Raw genomic sequence first — 20,044 nt, forward strand, 5'->3', positions numbered from 1 at the left:
ATTCTTAAGGTTGCGGTTGCAAACTTCAAGCGGCAATGCCCAAGGCGCCTTCGAACAACGCCCTGCCGTCACTGCCGCCATGCGCTGCTTCGATCAGGTTCTCGGGGTGCGGCATCAGGCCGAGCACATTGCCTTGTTCGTTGATGATACCGGCAATGTCGTTGATCGAGCCGTTCGGGTTGGTGCCTTCGGCATAGCGGAACACCACCTGGCCTTCGCCTTCGAGGCGGGCAAGCGTCTCGGCGTCGGCGAAGTAATTGCCGTCATGATGGGCCACCGGCGAGCGGATGATCTGGCCCGGCTGATAGCGGCGGGTGAACATGGTGTTGGCGTTGGCGATCTCGAGCTTGACCTGCCGGCAGACGAATTTCAGCGAGGTGTTGCGCATCAGCGCACCCGGCAGCAATCCCGCCTCGACCAGAATCTGGAACCCGTTGCAGACACCGATAACCATCACGCCCTTGGCCGCCTTCTCGGCCACTGCCCGCATCACCGGCATGCGCGCCGCGATCGCGCCGCAACGCAGATAGTCGCCGAAGGAAAAGCCGCCGGGAATGGCGATCAGATCGACATCGGGGATTTCGGTATCGGTCTGCCAGACGGTTGCCGGCGCCTGTCCGGAAATCTTGGTCAGCGCCGCGATCATGTCGCGGTCGCGATTGAGGCCAGGCAGGAGGACGACGGCTGTTTTCATTTTGGTTCGTAAGGCCTCTGTGCTTCGGCAAGATCGCGCAGGTCGAGACGGCGTTCTATGCGTTCAAGTCGATCATCCTGGCGGGCGAGAATGCCATAGATGTTGTGGATGTCACTTTGCGTTGCCACCATGTGACCTCGCATTACATTCAATTCCCGTTTCGTTTCGGAAACATCCTGACGAAGCTCACCAATTTCGTGATGCACGCGCTTCAGCAACTCGTACATCAACTCATTCGTGACTTCCGGCATAGTGCCTCCGACACAACCTCAGGTAAGTGTCACACTATAATTCTCGATCACCGTATTCGCCAGCAGCTTGTCGCACATGGCCTTCAAATCGGCTTCAGCCTTGGCCCTGTCGCTTTCCGCCAGTTCGACGTCGAACACCTTGCCTTGCCGCACCGCGCCGACGCCATCGAATCCCAGCCCCGACAGCGCGTGTTCGATTGCCTTGCCTTGCGGGTCCAGAACGCCATTCTTGAGGGTGACGGTAATGCGGGCCTTGATCACGCTGGACATGCTCCTGTTCTGAATGTCGGGTTGCAAGCCGCAATCAGTGCGGCTTGCCTTTGAGGCCGTCGGTCGAGGCGACCAGCACCGGGCCGGTAGGACGCGGCGGCTCGTTCTCGTTCATGATGCCGAGGCGGCGGGCGACTTCCTGATAGGCCTCGACGAGGCCGCCCATGTCACGGCGGAAACGGTCCTTGTCGAGCTTGTCCTGCGTCGCCACGTCCCACAAGCGGCAGGAGTCCGGCGAAATCTCGTCGGCCACGACGATGCGCATCATGTCGCCCTCGAACAGGCGGCCGCACTCGATCTTGAAGTCGACGAGCTGGATGCCGACGCCCATGAACAGGCCGGAGAGGAAATCGTTGACCCGGATGGCAAGCGCCATGACGTCGTCGATCTCTTGCGGGCTTGCCCAGCCGAACGCCGTGATGTGCTCTTCCGAAACCATCGGATCGTCGAGCGCGTCGGCCTTGTAGTAGAATTCGATGATCGAGCGCGGCAGGACGGTGCCTTCCTCGATGCCGAGGCGCTTGGACAGCGAACCGGCGGCGACATTGCGCACCACCACTTCGAGCGGGATGATCTCGACTTCCTTGATCAGCTGCTCGCGCATGTTGAGCCGGCGGATGAAGTGGGTCGGAATGCCCATGCGGTTCAAATGATTGAAAATGTATTCGGAAATGCGGTTGTTGAGCACGCCTTTGCCGTCGATGACCTCGTGCTTCTTCTTGTTGAACGCGGTGGCGTCGTCCTTGAAGAACTGGATCAGCGTGCCCGGCTCGGGTCCCTCATAGAGGATCTTGGCCTTGCCTTCATAAATGCGGCGGCGATTTTTCATTTGAATTTTTCTCTGGATTTGCGGGCAGGCGGTAAGGGACCACTTCCTGTCCGTCCGCCTGAATTAGCGCGGCGACGGTGACGTTCAATGCCGGGTCTATCCCAATCACATCGTTTGCTCAATCGGCAAATCCTTCGAATCAACCGCTTTCGGGACTGAAATGCCGCAGCGCAGCATATGACGAAGCATATTGACCGGCCCGCGACCTTTTGGTTTGTGCTTCGGCAACACACATATTCACCTGCCAACGAATCGGATTTGACCCGGAGGGACGCCATGAGCAGCATGAAAGACCGCGAAGAGGGCTTCGAGCGCAAATTTGCATTCGACGAGGAGCTTCGGTTCAAGGCTTCGGCGCGGCGCAACAAGGCGCTTGGTCTGTGGGCCGCCGAAAAGCTCGGAAAATCCGGTTCCGACGCCGACGCCTACGCCAAGGAAGTTGTTGTTTCCGACATCGAGGAAGCCGGCGACCATGACGTGTTCCGCAAGATCCGCAAGGATTTCGACGCTGCAGGCGTGGAGCAGTCCGATCATCAGATCCGCCGCACCATGGACGAACTGATGGCGCAGGCGATCGAGCAGATCAGGAATACCTGATCGGCCTCTTACTGGACCAATCGACCGCCCGGCCGATCCGGGCGGTTTTTCTTTGCCTTTGCGGCGGTTTCCGGCTGAAACTGGCGACGTCAATAAGGAAAGAGATTAGATGTCCCTGAAGTCCCGTCTTGCCGCAGATGAAACGCTGGTCACCGCCTGGTCTGGCGTGCCGGACGCCTTGACCGTGGAGATCCTCGCCAGGCAGGACTTCGATGCCGTCACACTCGACATGCAGCATGGCGGCCATCACGAGGACAGCGTCCTGCGCGGCCTGGCGCCGGTACTGGCCCTGGGCAAGCCAGCGCTGGTGCGCATCCCTGTTGGCCGTTTCGACATGGCCAGCCGTGCCCTCGATTTCGGCGCCGAAGCGGTCATTGCCCCGATGGTCAACTCGGTGGCCGATGCCAAGCTGTTCGCCGCCGCCATGAAATATCCGCCGCTCGGAGAGCGCTCGTGGGGCCCGACCTATGCCTTTCCCCGTCATGGCAAGGGCGACTATGCCGAATGGCTGCGCGACACCAATCAGCGCACCATGGCTTTTGCGATGGTCGAGACGCGCGCGGCGCTCGATGCGCTTGACGGCATACTGGATACCCCCGGCATCGACGGCATCTTCCTCGGCCCATCGGATTTCTCGATCGCCTGGTCGAACGGCGCGACAGTCAACTCGACGCTCGAAAGCATGATGGAGACAGTGGCCTCGGTTGCCGAGCGCACCCGCAAGGCCGGCAAGCATGCGGCGATCTACGTCGTCGAACCCGCTATCGCCGGCCGCGTCGTGTCGATGGGCTACCGCCTGCTCGCCACGGGCTCCGAGCATGCGCTGATTTCGCTGGGGGCAAAGACCCTGCTCAAGGGCATCAAGGATTCCATCGGCGCCTGATGCAGCGCGACCACGGACGCTAAGCCTTCAGGTCCGTCAGGAACTTGGCGAAGGTCATCGATCCCTCGGGCCACGGGCCAAAGCCTGAATCCTCGCTGAGATGACCGGTCTCGCCGGCGTCGATGAACAGCGAGCCCCAGGCGCCGGCGATGTCCTCGGCGACATCGAAGGGGCAGAAGGGATCGTTGCGGCTGGCGATCACGATGGAGGGAAATGGCAGCGGCTCGCGCGGATAGGGGCCGAAGGTCATCAGATGCCTCGGCTTGATCTTGGCATTGGCGACGTCGGGCGGTGCCACGAAGAAGGCGCCGGCGACCGGCTTCTGAAATTTCGGAATGGCCTGTACGGCCGCGGCCACTCCCAGTGAGTGAGCGACGAGAACGACAGGTCTCTCGGCCTCGTTGACCGCCTTGGCGACGCTCGCCGTCCAGTCCTCGCGCACCGGCTTCGACCATTCGGCCTGCTCCACACGGCGCGCGGTCGACAGCTTCGATTGCCAGCGGGTCTGCCAATGCTCGGGTCCGGAATTGGTGTATCCGGGAATGATCAGGATATCTGCGTCTTTGACTTTCATGGCGCTGAGATAGCGAGCGCGATTGTCTCATGCAACCGTTGATGGCTGCGCTCTTTGCACGCAATGGTGAACACCATGTTCGCTTTTCGCCGTCTTGTGTGAACGATGGCGATCGACGATCTCTGTGGGGAAAGAAACAGCCGTGGAGGGCCGGGATTTTGGTGCTGACACGACGTACAATGATTGGTGGCGGCGGGCTCCTGGCTTTGGGAGCTTCGCGAAACGTCGCCGCAACGGAGACAATGATGAGCGAACTGCCATTTGCCGCCACCACGCCGGTGAGCGTCGCCCGGGTCGGGCTGAAGGCGCGTGATGCCGAAAGCCTCGCGGCCTATTACCGCCGGGTTGTCGGCCTGCAGGAACTGAGCCGTGCCGATGGCGCGATCACGCTCGGCGCTGCCAACCGTCCGCTGCTGGTTCTTGAGCCGGACGCGTCCGCCAAGCCGGACGATCCGCGCAGCGCCGGCCTCTTCCACACGGCTTTCCTGCTGCCAAGCCGCGCCGATCTCGGCCGTTGGATCAACCACGCCATATCAGACAAGATCGCCATCGAGGGGGCTTCGGATCATCTGGTCAGCGAAGCGCTGTATCTGACCGATCCCGAGGGCAATGGCATCGAGATCTATGCCGATCGCCGCCCGCAGGACTGGAAATGGAGCGGCGACAAGATCGCCATGGCGACCGAGCGGATGAACATTCCTTCTGTCGTTGCCGAAGTGCCGGCCGGCGATGCGGGCTGGCAGGGCGCGCCGGAAAACAGCATTGTCGGCCACGTCCACCTCCGCGTCGGCAGGCCGGAAGAGGCCGAAGCCTGGTGGAACCAGGAATTCGGCTTCGACACGGTCGCCAAATATGGCGGCCAGGCGGTGTTCCTGTCGTCAGGCCATTACCACCACCACATCGGCGCCAATGCCTGGCAGAGCGCCGGCGCCGGTCGCCGCGACCCGTCTCGTTCGGGCCTCGCCTGGGTCGAAATGCGCTCGGACAATGTGGCGAGTGAAACGACCCGTGAGGACCCCTGGGGCACGGTGATCAGGACTGTTCCTGGCAAGGCGTGATTGGCGTCAACACAGCTTCTTTCTCCCCGTTTACGGGGAGAAATGCCCGGCAGGGCAATGAGCGGCGGCGCCGAGGTTGCAAGGTTATCGCTTCTGACACAATGCGATGAGTAGCTTTACCCGTCGAAGTTGGCGCTGCCCCTCATCCGCCTGCCGGCACCTTCTCCCCGTGAACGGGGAGAAGGAAAGCTCACGCCTCCCCGAACACACGCTTGAAAATCGTGTCGACGTGCTTGGTGTGATAACCTAGGTCGAATTTCTCGCGGATTTGCGCCTCTGGCAGCGCTGCGGTCACTTCCTTGTCGGCCAGAAGTTCCTCAAGGAAATCAGCGCCTTGTTCCCATACTTTCATGGCGTTGCGCTGCACCAGCCGGTAGGAGTCCTCGCGCGACAGGCCGGCCTGCGTCAACGCCAGCATCACGCGCTGGGAATGCACCAGTCCTCGGAACTTGTTCATGTTGTTCAGCATGTTCTCGGGATAGACGACGAGTTTGTCGACGACGCTGGTCAGACGTGACAGCGCGAAATCGAGCGTCACGGTGGCGTCCGGGCCGATCATGCGCTCGACCGACGAATGCGAAATGTCGCGTTCGTGCCAAAGGGCCACGTTCTCCATCGCCGGCAACGCCATGGAGCGCACCATGCGGGCGAGGCCGGTGAGGTTTTCGGTCAGCACCGGATTGCGTTTGTGCGGCATCGCCGACGAGCCCTTCTGGCCCGGCGAAAAAAACTCTTCCGCTTCCAGCACTTCGGTGCGCTGCAGATGCCGGACTTCGATCGCCAGCCGCTCGATCGAGGAGGCAATGACGCCGAGCGTGGCGAAGAACATGGCGTGGCGGTCGCGCGGGATCACTTGCGTTGATACCGGTTCCGGCTTCAGTCCCAGCTTTTGGGCTACATGTTCCTCGACATAGGGCTCGATGTTGGCAAAGGTGCCGACCGCCCCTGAAATCGCACAGGTGGCAATGTCTTCGCGCGCGTGCACCAGCCTCTCGCGGCAGCGCGAGAATTCGGCATAGGCCTGCGCCAGCTTGATACCGAAGGTGGTCGGCTCGGCATGGATGCCGTGGCTGCGGCCGATTGTGACGGTGTCCTTGTGCTCGAAGGCGCGGCGCTTGAGCGCTGCAAGCAACGCATCGATGTCGGCGAGCAGAATGTCGCTGGCACGGGTGAGTTGCACCGCAAAGCAGGTGTCGAGCACATCAGATGACGTCATGCCCTGATGGATGAAGCGCGCATCGGGTCCGACGAATTCGGCAAGATGGGTGAGGAAGGCGATGACGTCATGCTTGGTGACGCGCTCGATCGCGTCGATCTTCTCGACGTCGAATTCCGCAGCACTTCCCTTTTCCCAGATGGTTTTGGCCGCTTCCTTGGGGATGACGCCCAGTTCGGCCAGCGCGTCGCAGGCATGGGCCTCGATTTCGAACCAGATGCGAAACCGGGTTTCGGGCGACCAGATGGCGACCATTTCCGGCCGGGAGTAGCGAGGGATCATCGGTCTGTCCTGATTTGTCTAAAGCAATTCCAGGAAAAGTGCGCAGCGGTTTTCCGTCCGGAATTGCGAAAAAGAAAAAGTTAGAGCGGATCGGCGATTCTATCAAACGCTGAACCGCTCCAGGTTGGCCCGCCTCCTACCAGAGGTGGACCAAATGCTCAACGCTGATGCCGCGCAAACCAGATGCCGGCAGCGAACAAGGCGACAAAACCAAGCGGAAAATAGAGCCGGATGCCCAGCACCACGAACTGGTAGGACGCCACCGCCACCGTGAAGGCAAGCTGAAAGCCCCAGGTGAGGGTGAATGCGGGCGCATGCCATTCGGCATAATAGGACCGGTACTGCAGCGCATACAGCCCGGCGGTCAGGCCAATCGTCGCCGCGGCGAGGCACACCAATGCCGCGGCGAAGGCGACCTCGGAGCCTCTTCCGAGCGAGACCAGCCGCGCCGCGAACAGGCCAACCGGAAACGCCAAGGCGCCGCCTGCGGCGAACAGCAGCGACACTGTGCGGATCTTGCCCGGCGTCACCCAATTGTCCAGAAACAGGTTGACGAGTGCGCTGGCGCCCATCGCGGCTGCCCACAGCAGGGCGCCGAGAAGCGCTGCGCGCGGTCTCGGCATCGCGTCGCGAAGGCGGCGCAGGGCGCGATTGCTCCTGACGGGTCGGACAAGCCCTGTCACAGGCGGCCGGTCACGGCGATCCAGCGAAAGTCCGGCCCCTCGAAACCATATTGGCGCACCGCGATCAGAACCGCATAGGCGCTGAGGCTGTCCATTGAGAATGTCTGCACCGCGCCGATGCGGTAGCCGTTCGGGCAGCCCCGGCTCTTGGGGATCGCCTTGTCCTCGTGCAGCAATTTGGTGGTGCCGCCATCCTGCGCCTCGATTCGCAGCAGACGAAAGCCATTGATCTCGCCCTGGCTGTCGCAGCCTTCGGTGTTGTTCATGCCGATCTCGTCCAACCGGAACTCGAGCGGCTGATCGACCGGGGAGAAGATCGGCCTCGGATTGACCGCCATGCGATGCGGATCGGCTGAAAGCTCGGTCACCGGGTTGAAACCGGCGGTGATGCCGCGATTGGCATTCAGCTCGGCCTGGCCGACAATGGCTTCGCCCTTTTGCCGGGCCTGGACGCGGGCAGCGTCGAGCGTTGCATTCTCATCGTCGAGCCGGACCCTGATCGGCGTGCCCTTGAGAAAGCTGTCGCTGCTTGTGTCGATGTAATAGCGGTTGGCATAGGGAAAGCCCGACCCGTCCTGGACGCCGTATTCCTCGAAGGCGAAGACGCTGCCATCCCGGGTGAAGCCGAGAATTTCAAGTTCCGCGACATCGCCGGCCTGGGCGGCGATCGACGCCGCGAGCTGCGCTGCCAGGGAAACGGCAAACAGGAAAAGCATTCGCATCGTTTTCACCCCGGCAGCCGTGATCGTTTCAATCCCTAGCACGACGAAATCAAAACGTCGTGCGGACCAAAGCCGATGCATCCAATCCGCTCGTCATTTGTTATTGTCGGCAATCCCCAATGGAGAAGCTACCATGACCGACACCAGCAAAATTCGTGAGCACATGGAAGTCGTCGGCGCCGATGGCGTGCATATCGGCACGGTCGACAAGGTGGATGGCCAGCGCATCAAGCTGACCAAGGCCGATAGCGGCGAGGGCGCTCACAAGGGCCATCATCATTATATTTCCCTGGCCCTGGTTGCCGAGGTCGATGGCAAGAAGGTTTGGCTGTCGGCGAATTCCGATGTCGCGGTGACGTTCGAGGAAGAGAAATCCGATCCGGTTTGATCGAAGGCCTTAGCCCAGGCGCGACGACCAGACTGGGAACAAATCATTATCGGCTGGCGTCGCGGCAAACACCCCGCGGCTGATGGCGCGTGCCATGGTCGCGCCGGCCACGGCGTAGAGGTCGACCGCGGCGTCGGCGGTGAGTTCGATCCCGCTCTTGCCGGTCGCCAACGCGAACACCAGATCGCCGTCGGCCGGCGTATGGGTCGGCCAGATGGCGCGCACGAAGCCGTCATGCGCCGCAATCGCCAGGCGTTTCGCGGCGGCCTTGGTGAGGACCGCGTCCGTCGCGATGACGGCGATGGTCGTGTTGCCGCCGGTTTCCATCTGCCGCCCGTGTTCCTTGTCGCGGTATTTCAGCAAGATCCGCTTGGCGTCTTCGGGCATGGGCGAGGGATAGCCGAGCCCGCCGAATTCATCGCCGATTTCGAAGGGCGCCGCCCAGAAATGGCGGGTGCGGCCAACGGTTACAGAGCCGGTCGGGTTGACGGCGGCCAGCGCGCCGATGGTGATGCCATTGTCCAGCAGCGTCGAGGCGGAGCCAAGGCCGCCCTTCAGGCCCGAAGTCAGTGCGCCGGTGCCGGCGCCGGCCGTGCCAAGCAGGAAATCGGCAGCGGCAGCCTGCACCGACTCGTAGCCGAGGTCGCGATAGGGCGGATAACGGCCCCAGTCCTTGTCGCCGCCATTGCGCAGGTCGAATAGGATCGCCGCTGGCACGATCGGCACCCGGAAGCCGCCCACCTCGAGGCCGATGCCGCGCTCGCGCAGCGCGGCCTGCACGCCGGACGCGGCATCGAGGCCGAAAGCCGAACCGCCCGACAGCACAACGGCATGGATTGTCTCGACGGAATTGTGCGGTTCCAGCAAATCCGTCTCGCGGGTGCCGGGCGCGCCGCCCAGGATCTGGACACCCGCCACCGCCGGCTCGTCGCAAAGCACGGTCGTCACGCCGGACTTCAGCCTGGCATCGGAAGTGTTGCCGACGCGCAGGCCGGCAACGTCCGATATGAGATTGCGCGGGCCGGTGCGGAACATCAGTTGTTTTCCAAGGGCACGAAGCGGGTGCCGTCGAAGCGGAAGACACGGTAGGGGCTCCGGCTGAGGTCGCCCTTGGCGTCGAAGCGGACCGGCCCGATCGCCGTGGTGAAATCATGCCCGGTGAGTGCGTCGGTCAGCGGCTTGCCGGAGCTTTCGGACAAGGCTGCCGCCGCCTTGGCGATCTCAACTGCGGCATAGCCTGGCAAGGTATAGCCGTCCGGCACGATCTTTCGCGCGGCGAAGCTCTCCAGCACTTTAGGGCTCGCGATATCCGCCCATTCCGGCTGGGCGATCATCAGCGTACCGGATGCATAGGGCACGTCACCGGGCGGCGTGCGCAGGTTTTCGCCGCCGGCAAGGACGATGCCGGCCTGGAGCTGGGCGGCATCGCGCCCCATGATGGCGATGTCGTCACCGTCGCCGCCGGCAAAGACATGCGTGGCGCCAGCCTTCTTCAGCCGTCCGATCAGGCCGATCTGGTTGTCGAGCTGCGGCCGGAACGTGTCGACGAAGACCGGTTTCAACGCTGCCTGCTCCGCCGCGGCGCGAAATGTCTCGGCGATCTCGCGGCCATAGATGGTGCCGTCGTCGATGATGGCGAACAATTCATCACGCCACAGGCGGGTCAGGTTAGAGGCGACGGCGTTGCGCTCGTCATCGCCGCGCGGCCCGAGGCGATAGACCGGCCAGCCGGTCTTGGCGCGGCGGTCGGTCAGGCTTTCGGTTCGCACGCCGACGGTGATGACCGGGATGTTGGCGTCCTTCAGGATAGGCATCGCCGCTTCGATCGCCTCCGTGCAGAGAAAGCCGATCACGACATTGACCTTGGCTGCCGCGAACTCCCTTGCCGCCGCGGCGCCGCCGTCGCCGGTGCAGGCGTCATCCACGGTCTTGAGCTGGACGCCGTCCGCCTCCGCGGCGAGTTCGGCGCCAGCCTCGATCTGCTTGCCGAGGATGGCCGACGGTCCCGACAGGGGCGCGGCGACCCCGATCGTGAGCGTCTGTGCGCCAGCGGCACCGGTCAGCAACAGCCAGGCCAGTGCGATGGATATCGTTGCCCCGGATCCCATCCTGCCGAACCGTCCCTCCAAGCCCGCGACGTCGCGTGGGCACCAATTCCCGCCAAGACCTAAAGGCTGTCCGGCCTTGGTGCAACACGCGAATTCGGGATATGGGCCAAGCACTTCGCTTGTGGCATGTGATGTCTGGCCATATATGTCAGGCGAACAATGGCCACGGAAACTTTCCAGTGCTGAAGAAGAACGATATTGGACCGCAAGCCTATCGCGACGCGATGAGCCATTTTGCCGGTCACGTCCATGTGGTGACCACCGATGGGCCCGCCGGCAAGCGCGGGGCGACGGTGATCGCGGCCTGTTCGGTGTCGGACACGCCGCCGACCATCCTGGTATGCCTCAATCGTGAAAATGCCAAGAATGAGCTTTTCGTGAAGAACGGCAAATTTGCCCTGAACACGCTGGCTTCGCACCAGGAGCCGCTGTCGATTGGATTCTCCGGCATGACTGGGTTGCCGGTCGAAGAGCGTTTCGCGCTCGGCGAATGGGATGTCATTTCCACTGGTGCGCCGACATTGAAGGGCGCGCTCGCCGTGTTCGACTGCGAGTTGATCGATACCAAGGACCTGGCCACCCATCGTGTGCTTTTTGGCAAGGTGACAGGCCTGCGTATGGGCGATAATTTGCGGCCGCTGATTTACCACGCACGCGGCTACCACGTTCTGGAAAGTGGGGCGGCCGCACCTACGGAGAAGGAATGAGCGACTTGAAACCGCGCCCCGTGCCGGGGACGATCGAGGAAACGCTCGATCTCCTGACCGGTGCGGACTATGTCGCGGACCGGTCGCTGGCAACGGTGCTTTTCCTGTCGCTGCGCATGAAACGGCCGCTTTTCCTCGAGGGCGAGGCCGGCGTCGGCAAGACCGAGATCGCCAAGGTGTTGGCAGAGGCGCTCGGCCGCCGGCTGATCCGCCTGCAGTGCTATGAGGGGCTCGATGTCTCCTCGGCCGTCTATGAATGGAATTACGCCGCGCAGATGATCGAGATTCGCATGGAGGAGGCGGCCGGCAAGGTCGAGCGCTCCGCCATGGAGCGCAACGTCTTTTCCGAAAAATACCTGATCCGTCGGCCGGTGCTCGATGCGCTGACCGGAAAGACGGGTGCGGCCCCGGTCTTCCTGATCGACGAGCTCGACCGCACCGATGAAGCGTTCGAAGCCTTCCTGCTCGAAATCCTCTCCGACTTCCAAGTGACGGTGCCTGAACTCGGCACCATCAAGGCGGAAGAGCCGCCGATCGTCATCATCACCACCAACCGCACACGCGAGATCCACGACGCGCTGAAGCGGCGCTGCCTCTACCACTGGGTCGATTATCCCGATGCGGAACGAGAGCTGGAGATCGTGCGCCGCAAGGTGCCACGGGCCAACCAGCGGCTTTCCGCTGAAGTGGTCTCCTTCATCCAGAAGCTGCGCCAGATCGAACTGTTCAAGGTGCCGGGCGTCGCCGAGACTATCGACTGGGCCGGGGCGCTGACCGAACTCGACAAGGTGGCGCTCGATCCGGAGACCGTGTCCGACACGATCGGCGTGTTGCTGAAATACCAGGACGACATTGCCCGCATCGGCGCGGGCGAGGGCCGGCGCATCCTCGACGAGGTCAAGGCCGAGCTCGCGGCGGCGGAGTAGCAAGAGTGAACACGCCGCGTCCCGACCCAAGAGAGGCGACGGCCGACGGCCGGATCGCCGACAACATCGTCTATTTCGCCCGCACCTTGCGCAAGGCCGGCATGCGGGTCGGGCCAGCCTCGGTCAAGGACGCCATCGAGGCGGTACTCGTCTCCGGCATCGGCTCGCGCGATGATTTCTACTGGACGCTGCACGCCGTGCTGGTGTCCCGGCACGAGGATCATGCCATCTTCGACGAAGCCTTCAGGCTGTTCTGGAAATCGCGTGAACTGATCGAGAAGCTGCTGGCGATGTTTTCGCCGGTGGCGCCTGACGTCAGGGAGAAGCAGAAGCCGCGCGCGGCCGAAAGCCGTGTCAGTCAAGCGATGTTCGAGGGTCACCAGAAGAACCAGCCGCCTCGGGAAATCCCCGAGATCGAGGTCGATGCCCGCTTCACTTTCTCCGGCAACGAGCTGTTGCGGGGCAAGGATTTCGCGCAGATGAACGCAGCCGAGATGGCCGACGCCAGGAAGGCGATTGCGGCGTTGCGGCTGCCCGTGGACATGGTGCGGACCAGGCGCTTCAAGGCCGATGCGCACGGCCGCCGCATTGATCCGCGCGCCATGATGCGCGCGGCCGCGCGCACCGGCGGTGAATTGATCCTGCCGAAATTCCGCTCGGTCCGCGAAGTCCACCCGCCTCTGGTGGTGCTGGCCGACATTTCCGGTTCGATGAGCCAGTACACGCGCATCTTCCTGCATTTCCTGCATGCCCTGACGGAAAAGCGCCGGCGCGTGCATACCTTTGTCTTCGGCACGCGGCTGACCAATCTCACCCGGCAGATGCGCCACCGCGATCCCGATGCCGCCCTTGCCGACTGTTCGGCGGCGGTCAAGGACTGGTCCGGCGGCACGCGCATCGGCGATACGCTGGCCGAGTTCAACCTTGTATGGTCGCGGCGCGTGCTGGGGCAGGGCGCCGTGGTGCTTCTGATCACCGACGGGCTGGAGCGTGACGATGTCGTGGGCTTGTCGGAAGAGATGGAGCGGCTGCACAAATCCTGCCGGCGGCTGATCTGGCTGAACCCTTTGCTGCGCTTCGACGGTTTTCAGGCGCGGCCCCGCGGTGTGAAGGCGATGCTGCCGCATGTCGACGAATTCCGTTCGGTGCACAATCTCGACGCGCTCGCCGATCTCTGCGCCTCGCTGGACAAGAAATCGGCGCTTTCGGTCGATCCGCGGCGGTGGATGGATGCTGGCGCCAGGCACGCCGCATAGCCATATGTTTCCCGGCTCCTTGAAAAAACAGACCCTGAGAGAAGCAACGATGAGCGACAGCATTTATCTCGATGAGGCCCGCGACCCGCTGATCATCGCGGAAGCCTGGATGAAGGACGGCAAGGATGTCGCCATCGCGACCGTGGTCGAGACCTGGGGTTCGGCGCCGCGTCCGGTCGGCAGCCACCTTGTCATCGATGCCGATGGCAATTTCCATGGTTCGGTTTCGGGCGGCTGCGTCGAGGGCGCTGTCGTGACCGAGGCGGTCGACGTCATCGGCTCCGGCAAGGCCAGGATGCTTGAGTTCGGTGTCGCCGATGAGACGGCCTGGCAGGTGGGCCTGTCCTGTGGCGGCCGCATCAAGGTTTATGTTGAGCGATTGGGCTGACCTCGGATGGATCCCTATGCGCTGAAAATGCTCAATGCCGAGCGGCGCGCCCGCCGCGCGGCGATCCTCGTCACCGATGTCGGTGATGGTCGCGATCGTGTCGTGCGCGAGGGGGACAACGTCGCCGGCGATCTCGGAGTGGCGATCGCCAAGGCGTTTCGATCCGGCATTTCCGGCTCCGTCGAGGCGGAAGGACGGACGTTCTTTCTCAATGCGCATCTGCCGCGGCCGCGCCTGGTGGTGATCGGCGCCGTTCACATCAGCCAGGCGCTTGCGCCGATGGCCCGGATCGCCGGCTATCCGCTGGAGATCATCGACCCGCGCACCGCCTTTGCCACATCAGACCGTTTTCCCGATGTCGCCTTGCATGCGGACTGGCCGCAGGATGTGCTGGAGCGCCAGCCGCTCGACGCTTACACCGCGCTCGCCGCCGTCACCCATGACCCGAAGATCGATGATTTCGCGCTGAAGGCGGCACTCGACGCCAACTGTTTCTATGTCGGGGCGCTCGGCAGCCGCAAGACGCACGCCAAGCGCGTCGAGCGCCTGCTGGCGCTGGGCGCGAGTGCCGACCAGATAGCACGTATCCACGCGCCGATCGGGCTGGACATTGGGGCGGCAAGCCCCGCCGAGATCGCCGTCGCCATTCTCGCGCAGACCATCCATGCCTTCCGCTCGCGCGGCCTCGAAGCGAAGGGCGCGGTGGCGTGAAATTCGGTCCGATCCCGATCGATCAGGCCGAGGGGGCGGTGCTGGCCCATGCCACCACCGCCGGCGAAAAGCGGTTTCGCAAGGCGCACAGGTTGAGCGCCGAAGATGTCTCCACGCTCAAAGGAGCGGGTATCCTGCAGGTTGTCGCCGCCGTGCTGGCTTCCGGCGATCTCGGCGAGGACGCCGCGGCGCAAACAATTGCTCAGAGCATGACCTTTGGCGGCATCGAGGCAAGGCAGGCCGCCACGGGTCGGGTCAATCTTCACGCCAAGGCGGCCGGCATCTTCACGGTCAAGGCCGCTGTCATCGACGCCATCAATGCCGTCGATCCGGCCATCACCATCGCCACGCTGGCTCAGCATGCGGCGGCCGAGAAGGGTCAGATGGTTGCGACGGTGAAGATCATTCCCTTCGCGGTTGCGTCATCGCTGGTCGACGCCGTGATGAAGATCTGCGCCGGCGGCGAAATCTTTGCCGTCAACGCCTATCGGCCGGTGCGTATCGGCGTCATCCAGACGGTGCTGCCGGGCACCAAGCCCAATGTGCTCGACAAGACCTTGCGCGTCACCGAAGCACGGCTGGCGCGCTCGGGCGGCAGGCTGACGGCGGAGCGCCGCACGCCGCATGAGATCGGCCCTGTCGCCGAGGCCGCCATCGCGCTCGCGCGCGACAACGACATGGTGGTCATCTTCGGCGCTTCCGCCATGAGCGATTTCGCTGATGTCGTTCCGGCGGCGATCGAGAGGGCCGGGGGGATTGTTGTCCGTGCCGGCATGCCGGTCGATCCAGGCAATCTTCTGGTGCTCGGCACACTCGGCGGCAAGCGCGTCATCGGCGCGCCTGGCTGCGCCCGCAGCCCCAAGGAGAACGGCTTCGACTGGGTGCTCGACCGGTTGATTGCCGGCCTTGACGTTACGGCCGGCGACATCGCCGGCATGGGCGTCGGCGGCCTGCTGATGGAGATACCGACGCGGCCGCAGCCGCGCGAGCCGTTGCCGGCGAAAAACCGGCTCAAGGTTGCAATCGTGCTTCTGGCGGCGGGCCGGTCGAGCCGCATGGGCGGACCGAACAAGCTGATGGCGCTGTTCGACGGCCAGCCGCTGGTGCGCCGCACCGCCGAACGCGCGCTCGCCTCGAAGGCTTCGGGCACGATCGTCGTCACCGGCCATCAGCGCGAGCGGGTGCGCGCGGCACTGTCGGGCCTCGACGTCACCTTCGCCGACAATCCCGACTTTGCCGATGGCCTGTCGACCTCCCTGAAGGCCGGAATTGCCTATCTGCCTCAAGACGTCGCGGGTGCGATGATCGTTCTTGGGGACATGCCGGGCGTCGCATCCGATGACCTCGACCGGCTGATCGATGCGTTCCGCAAGGCCGGCGGCAACTCAGTGGTTCGCGCCTCGCATGAAGGCAAACGCGGCAATCCGGTGCTTCTGCCGCGTTCGCTGTTCGCGGCCGTCGGCCATCTCGAAGGTGATACCGGCGCACGTCATCTGGTCGAGGCCGAGGGGCTCGATGTCATCGATGTCGAGATCGGCGAGGGCGCGTCCGTCGACGTTGACACCCGAGAGGCTCTCGAAGGCGCGGGCGGCGTGCTGCAGGATTGACAAACCCGAGCCGAATTACGCATGCCTGAGTGATGTTTTTCAGTTCACCAGCGTTTGCGCTTCTACCCCCCTCTGGCCTGCCGGCCATCTCCCCCTCAAGGGGGGAGATTGGGCACGCGTTCGGCTTTCGCCAAGCTCCAAAGTTGCAAGGTGGACGCCGTCATCGAAACTGCGGATCTCCCCCCTCGAGGGGGAGATGGCCGGCAGGCCAGAGGGGGGCGTGCCGCGCTGCCCTCACGGCCTTGCTTTTCCTGTTTTCCGCCGCCCACGCCAATGCACTCGAATTAAACCCCTTCAAGGACGATCTCTTCGCCTATCCGGCGACGCTCTCATCCGACACAAATGGTGCCTACACGGTCCTCGACTACCGTGAAATGCGCGATATCAACCAGCGTGACGAGGTGCCGGAAAAGCGCGTGCATGCCCAGTATGCCGACACCGGCGTGCGCAAGACGCAGCAGGATCTGATGCTGAAGACGGACGCCGGCGATGTCAGGCATGTCGCCGTCGGCAAGACGCAAGGGGCCGCCGTCATCGTGCTCTATCTGCACGGGCAGGGTGGCAGCCGCAAGCAAGGCATCGACGACTTCACCTTCGGCGGCAATTTCAACCGCCTCAAGAACCTGATGGCCGGCAATGGCGGGCTCTATATCTCTCCGGATTTTCCTGATTTCGGGGACAAGGGCGCAGCACTGGTCGCGGCCCTGATCGACCATTATGCCGAACAGTCCCCGGGCGCGAAAATCTTCGTCGCCTGCGGCTCGATGGGCGGTGCGCTGTGCTGGAAGCTTGCCGCCCGCAAGGATACGGGCGGGCGCATCAATGGATTGCTGCTGCTCGGATCGCTGTGGGACGAGAGCTTTCTCGCTAGCCCCGCCTTCAAGCGTCGCGTGCCAGTGTTCTTCGGCCAGGGCAGCCGTGACGTGGTCTTTCCCGTGGCCAACCAGGAAGCGTTCTTCCGCTCCATCCTAGCCAGGTCGAAGACCTATCCGACCCGCTTCGTCCGCTTCGAGACCGGCACGCATGGCACGCCGATCCGCATGGTCGACTGGCGCGGCACGCTCAACTGGATGCTTTCGAAGGCACCATAAGGCCCGATGCGCCATTTGGACTAAGGCGCTGTGTTGTAGTCGACAATCGTCTGCGGATTTTCCTCGCCGTCATACGACGCGTCGACGTCATACTGGACCAGCGAAAAGTCGCCGTTGCGGAACAGATATGTCCCGGAGTCAGAGGCATCGCCGACGCCGCGCCATTTGTTGAACGTGGTGATCGTGTGAGCGTTGGGGTCATAGTCGGAGTTGACCGCCCACCCTGTGGTCTGGAAGCCGATCACCGTCACGCTCAACAGCTTGCCGTCGCTGTCATTGTTCTCGTAGCGTATATCGGTCTCGGGCTCGGCGAATTGCAATTGCCTGACGCCGTCCACCTCGTCGGTCATGTAGTAGACCGAGCTTTCATTGTATGCGGCGGCCGAGCAGGAGAAATGGAACAGCCGCGTTTCCTTGTCCGGGTCGCCCGGCTGAGCATTCTTGTCCTTGTATTTGATCGAAAAGACCTCCGGCTCATTGGCCAGGAGTTGCTTGTCGCACTGGTCGCCATAGGTCGCCAGGAAGGCGTTCTTGGCTTGTTCCAGTGCGGCATCCTTCTTCGGCGGCGGCGGACCGTCGCCGCAGCTTGGCGGTACCGCATTGTCGAAATCGGCGGTGGAGGGCTTCAGTGCTCCCTTGTCGATGAAGATCGGCTGGAAGGGCGGCGCCTGGATCTGGGCGTTGACCTGGCGCAGCGTGTAGCAGCCGGCGAAGACCTTCGCTTCGCCCTTCTTGTCGGTTGCCTGGATGGCGACCGGGACATTGTAATAGATGCTGCCCGCCGCGCCCTCGTCCGAAATCGGACCGGTCTTGACCTCCACCGTATTGGTGCCGTCATAGCCTTTGACGAACGTATCGAAATCCTTTGCCGGCTTTGTATCGCCGTAATAGCCCCAGGCGCGAGCGAATTCGTGCCGGTTGATGGCGCTGTAGAGCGAGCGGACGACCGCATCCGCGCTCGACCGATCATCGACGTAAGGCGCTTCGGGCGTATCGCTGGCGGCCAATGCCGTCTGGGCTGTCGTGGCAAGGGAGAGAAGGGCAGTCGCTGCGAGAAGGGCGCGTCTCATCGGGAATCTCCGCTCGATAACGAAGATTCTACCATGGCGATTGCGGCGACGTGGTGACGCCGTGCGGCTGCACCTTGAAGAATCGTGCTTGAGGGCGCTACGTCCTCCCGCCGGCGTTCCTGCCGGACAGGAGATCTGACGTGACGATATCGATGTATGAGGCATCCGTGCCCGTGTTTTCAGCCAGGCTGAAAGCACTTTCCAATGTGCTCGCGGCAGCCGAACAAAACGCGCTTGACCGCAAGATCGACCCGCAGGTGTTTTTGACGGCGCGGCTTGCGCCCGACATGTTCGCTTTGACCCGACAGGTGCAGATCGCCACCGACCATGCCAAGGGAGCACCCTCACGGCTAGCCAGCCGCGAAGTGCCGAAATACGAAGACAATGAGGCGAGCTTTGCCGATCTCGAAGCGAGGATCGCCAAGACACTGGCTCATCTGGCGACTTTTTCGCCCGCCGATATCGACGGGTCGGATGACAGGATGATCGAGTTGAAGCTGGGGGGCCGGGAAACCACATTGAGCGGCATGCAGTATCTGCTGCATGTGGCCATGCCCAACTTCTATTTCCACCTCACCACCGCTTACGACATTCTTCGCCACAATGGCGTGCCGTTGGGCAAGGCGACGTTCCTGGGATCGCGTTGAGGCGTGAGGTTCGAGATGTCCTGGATCGATCCGGGACATCTCGCGGGATGCAGCCTAGCGGATGGACATTTCGCGGGCGATACGCGGGAAATCGGCGGGCTTGATGCCGATGTCGGCACGCTCGGCGCTGCTCATCGAATGAAGCAGCGCCAGCGCCGCACGATATCTCTGATGTTCCTGCGGGCGCGGCCGGGCGAACATTTCCGTGAAGAAACCCATGATTCAGGCTCCTGGTTGGTCCTCCACGCCATACAATATACGTGAATCGTGACAATTGTGCAGTGCAGCATTTGCATGCCTGCCATGTCCGAATGATTTTCATAAAAATTTTTTGCGGCCTGATGAAACTTTTGCGCCGCGTCAATCGTAGGCTTCGACGCTGGCACATGGCCAGTTTTTCCTCGCCACTCCTGGCGGATTTCCGGACTGCATGAAAGTGCAGTCCGGCTTTTGGTCGAGGAGCCATTGATCCTCGATCGCAATCCTCGCAACGGCTAAATTCGTTAAGACCAGTGGCATGTATTTTTAACGAGCCGGTTCTATGCTCTGTAGTCCAGACAGTCAGGCAAGGGGGAGGCTGACATCGCTACCAGCGCCAAGCGTGATTTCGCTTCGTTGCTCGACGACCTCTTCGTTGCTTCCGACAAGGGCGACGGCATCGAGGGCGACGAGACCGGCGCGCGCCCATCCATCCCGTTCGACTATCTTTCGGTCGCCGATGAACTCCATTCCGGCCGCATCAAGGTATCCGCCGCGGAATATCGCGAGGCTGGTGCTGATCTGGCCAGCGAATTTGCTGCCCTGCTTGAGCAGGCTAGGCTGGCCCTGGCTGGCGAAGAACCGAAGCCGGAAGAAGAATTGCCGCCAATTGATCCTGAATCGATTGCGGTCGAACTGGGACTGAATCAGCCCAGGGTCGTTGCCGATTTCAGTCGCATGCGCCGCAGCTTTGCTTTTGCCAACCATCCTGACCGGGTTGCCCCGCATTTGCGCCAGCGCGCGATGATCCGCATGCAAGTGGCCAACATGCTGATCGACGAGGCCAAGCGCCGCGCCCTGGCCGCCGCACGCCGCTAACCGTCTCTG

The 20,044-nt window shown here is 62.8% G+C and carries 25 protein-coding genes; 13 read left to right on the forward strand and 12 right to left on the reverse strand.

Annotation, left to right across the window (positions count from 1 at the left end; translation table 11 throughout):
• Positions 1-25: 25 nt before the first annotated feature.
• From purQ to purC, 4 genes are read right to left on the reverse strand one after another with little or no spacing between them, the layout of a single operon-like run.
• Positions 26-694, reverse strand: coding sequence for a phosphoribosylformylglycinamidine synthase subunit PurQ (gene purQ, locus EN861_RS14570; protein ID WP_127280766.1), 669 nt, complete (start codon positions 692-694; stop codon positions 26-28).
• The gene (locus EN861_RS14575; RefSeq protein WP_127280765.1) at positions 691-945 is read right to left on the reverse strand and encodes a hypothetical protein; all 255 of its coding nucleotides are present in this window, start codon (positions 943-945) and stop codon (positions 691-693) included. Before EN861_RS14575 ends, purQ begins: the two co-directional genes overlap by 4 nt.
• Before the next feature lie 18 nt (positions 946-963).
• Complete coding sequence (gene purS / locus EN861_RS14580; protein WP_127280770.1) at positions 964-1,206, reverse strand: phosphoribosylformylglycinamidine synthase subunit PurS; 243 nt, start codon at positions 1,204-1,206, stop codon at positions 964-966.
• A gap of 43 nt (positions 1,207-1,249) precedes the next feature.
• The gene (gene purC, locus EN861_RS14585; RefSeq protein ID WP_013532127.1) at positions 1,250-2,044 is read right to left on the reverse strand and encodes a phosphoribosylaminoimidazolesuccinocarboxamide synthase; all 795 of its coding nucleotides are present in this window, start codon (positions 2,042-2,044) and stop codon (positions 1,250-1,252) included.
• A gap of 276 nt (positions 2,045-2,320) precedes the next feature.
• Here purC and EN861_RS14590 point away from each other — a divergent pair, with 276 nt between their 5' ends.
• Entirely contained in the window at positions 2,321-2,641 is a 321-nt protein-coding gene (locus tag EN861_RS14590; RefSeq protein WP_127280658.1) for a DUF1476 domain-containing protein, read from the forward strand.
• 109 nt (positions 2,642-2,750) lie between these two features.
• Positions 2,751-3,524: an HpcH/HpaI aldolase/citrate lyase family protein gene (locus EN861_RS14595; RefSeq protein ID WP_127280659.1), complete on the forward strand. Its 774-nt coding sequence runs from the start codon at positions 2,751-2,753 to the stop codon at positions 3,522-3,524.
• Positions 3,525-3,543: 19 nt separating this feature from the next.
• Here the strand turns inward: EN861_RS14595 and EN861_RS14600 are convergent, their stop codons facing one another.
• Positions 3,544-4,098, reverse strand: coding sequence for an alpha/beta hydrolase (locus tag EN861_RS14600; protein ID WP_127280660.1), 555 nt, complete (start codon positions 4,096-4,098; stop codon positions 3,544-3,546).
• A gap of 245 nt (positions 4,099-4,343) precedes the next feature.
• Here EN861_RS14600 and EN861_RS14605 point away from each other — a divergent pair, with 245 nt between their 5' ends.
• Entirely contained in the window at positions 4,344-5,156 is an 813-nt protein-coding gene (locus EN861_RS14605; protein WP_127280661.1) for a VOC family protein, read from the forward strand.
• Between the two features lie 190 nt (positions 5,157-5,346).
• Here the strand turns inward: EN861_RS14605 and purB are convergent, their stop codons facing one another.
• The 3 genes from purB to EN861_RS14620 form a co-directional block, all read right to left on the reverse strand.
• Positions 5,347-6,654 (reverse strand): adenylosuccinate lyase, encoded by a 1,308-nt coding sequence (gene purB, locus EN861_RS14610; RefSeq protein WP_127279377.1) that lies wholly within the window; start codon positions 6,652-6,654, stop codon positions 5,347-5,349.
• A gap of 158 nt (positions 6,655-6,812) precedes the next feature.
• Positions 6,813-7,277, reverse strand: a complete 465-nt coding sequence (locus EN861_RS14615; protein WP_167531217.1) for a hypothetical protein — start codon at positions 7,275-7,277, stop codon at positions 6,813-6,815.
• Between the two features lie 56 nt (positions 7,278-7,333).
• On the reverse strand, positions 7,334-8,059 hold the full coding sequence (locus EN861_RS14620; RefSeq protein WP_127279376.1) for a DUF2259 domain-containing protein: 726 nt from the start codon (positions 8,057-8,059) through the stop codon (positions 7,334-7,336).
• A gap of 133 nt (positions 8,060-8,192) precedes the next feature.
• Here EN861_RS14620 and EN861_RS14625 point away from each other — a divergent pair, with 133 nt between their 5' ends.
• On the forward strand, positions 8,193-8,447 hold the full coding sequence (locus EN861_RS14625) for a DUF2171 domain-containing protein (RefSeq protein WP_023773164.1): 255 nt from the start codon (positions 8,193-8,195) through the stop codon (positions 8,445-8,447).
• Between the two features lie 9 nt (positions 8,448-8,456).
• Here the strand turns inward: EN861_RS14625 and EN861_RS14630 are convergent, their stop codons facing one another.
• On the reverse strand, positions 8,457-9,482 hold the full coding sequence (locus EN861_RS14630; protein ID WP_135864146.1) for a P1 family peptidase: 1,026 nt from the start codon (positions 9,480-9,482) through the stop codon (positions 8,457-8,459).
• The gene (locus EN861_RS14635) at positions 9,482-10,555 is read right to left on the reverse strand and encodes an ABC transporter substrate-binding protein (RefSeq protein ID WP_135864148.1); all 1,074 of its coding nucleotides are present in this window, start codon (positions 10,553-10,555) and stop codon (positions 9,482-9,484) included. The genes EN861_RS14630 and EN861_RS14635 overlap by 1 nt, the downstream gene beginning before the upstream one ends.
• Positions 10,556-10,734: 179 nt before the next feature.
• Between EN861_RS14635 and EN861_RS14640 the strand changes: the two genes are divergently transcribed.
• The 7 genes from EN861_RS14640 to EN861_RS14675 all read left to right on the forward strand — a co-directional run bounded on the left by EN861_RS14640 (position 10,735) and on the right by EN861_RS14675 (position 17,241).
• Entirely contained in the window at positions 10,735-11,262 is a 528-nt protein-coding gene (locus EN861_RS14640) for a flavin reductase (protein ID WP_135864150.1), read from the forward strand.
• A complete protein-coding gene (locus EN861_RS14645; protein WP_135864152.1) occupies positions 11,259-12,188 on the forward strand; it encodes a MoxR family ATPase in 930 nt (309 codons plus the stop codon). Before EN861_RS14640 ends, EN861_RS14645 begins: the two co-directional genes overlap by 4 nt.
• 5 nt (positions 12,189-12,193) lie before the next feature.
• The gene (locus EN861_RS14650; protein ID WP_135864154.1) at positions 12,194-13,444 is read left to right on the forward strand and encodes a VWA domain-containing protein; all 1,251 of its coding nucleotides are present in this window, start codon (positions 12,194-12,196) and stop codon (positions 13,442-13,444) included.
• A 49-nt stretch (positions 13,445-13,493) separates the two neighbouring features.
• Positions 13,494-13,832: an XdhC family protein gene (locus EN861_RS14655; protein WP_127280086.1), complete on the forward strand. Its 339-nt coding sequence runs from the start codon at positions 13,494-13,496 to the stop codon at positions 13,830-13,832.
• Positions 13,833-13,838: 6 nt separating this feature from the next.
• Positions 13,839-14,543 carry an XdhC family protein gene (locus EN861_RS14660; protein WP_135864156.1) on the forward strand — a complete coding sequence of 235 codons (705 nt, stop codon included), beginning with the start codon at positions 13,839-13,841 and terminating at the stop codon, positions 14,541-14,543.
• The gene (locus tag EN861_RS14665) at positions 14,540-16,150 is read left to right on the forward strand and encodes a molybdopterin-binding/glycosyltransferase family 2 protein (protein ID WP_135864158.1); all 1,611 of its coding nucleotides are present in this window, start codon (positions 14,540-14,542) and stop codon (positions 16,148-16,150) included. Before EN861_RS14660 ends, EN861_RS14665 begins: the two co-directional genes overlap by 4 nt.
• Before the next feature lie 242 nt (positions 16,151-16,392).
• Positions 16,393-17,241, forward strand: coding sequence for an alpha/beta fold hydrolase (locus EN861_RS14675; protein WP_135864160.1), 849 nt, complete (start codon positions 16,393-16,395; stop codon positions 17,239-17,241).
• A gap of 20 nt (positions 17,242-17,261) precedes the next feature.
• On the opposite strand, the gene EN861_RS14680 is transcribed toward EN861_RS14675, so the two are convergent.
• Positions 17,262-18,311, reverse strand: coding sequence for a DUF1176 domain-containing protein (locus EN861_RS14680; protein ID WP_135864162.1), 1,050 nt, complete (start codon positions 18,309-18,311; stop codon positions 17,262-17,264).
• A gap of 140 nt (positions 18,312-18,451) precedes the next feature.
• Here EN861_RS14680 and EN861_RS14685 point away from each other — a divergent pair, with 140 nt between their 5' ends.
• The gene (locus tag EN861_RS14685) at positions 18,452-18,958 is read left to right on the forward strand and encodes a DUF1993 family protein (RefSeq protein WP_127280966.1); all 507 of its coding nucleotides are present in this window, start codon (positions 18,452-18,454) and stop codon (positions 18,956-18,958) included.
• Between the two features lie 54 nt (positions 18,959-19,012).
• Here EN861_RS14685 and EN861_RS14690 read toward each other — a convergent pair whose 3' ends face one another.
• Positions 19,013-19,177, reverse strand: a complete 165-nt coding sequence (locus tag EN861_RS14690; RefSeq protein ID WP_127280965.1) for a hypothetical protein — start codon at positions 19,175-19,177, stop codon at positions 19,013-19,015.
• Positions 19,178-19,573: 396 nt separating this feature from the next.
• Here EN861_RS14690 and EN861_RS14695 point away from each other — a divergent pair, with 396 nt between their 5' ends.
• The gene (locus tag EN861_RS14695; protein WP_135864164.1) at positions 19,574-20,035 is read left to right on the forward strand and encodes a hypothetical protein; all 462 of its coding nucleotides are present in this window, start codon (positions 19,574-19,576) and stop codon (positions 20,033-20,035) included.
• The last annotated feature ends 9 nt before the right edge of the window (positions 20,036-20,044 follow it).

The sequence above is a fragment of the Mesorhizobium sp. M8A.F.Ca.ET.218.01.1.1 genome (assembly GCF_004791165.1).
Lineage (GTDB): Bacteria > Pseudomonadota > Alphaproteobacteria > Rhizobiales > Rhizobiaceae > Mesorhizobium.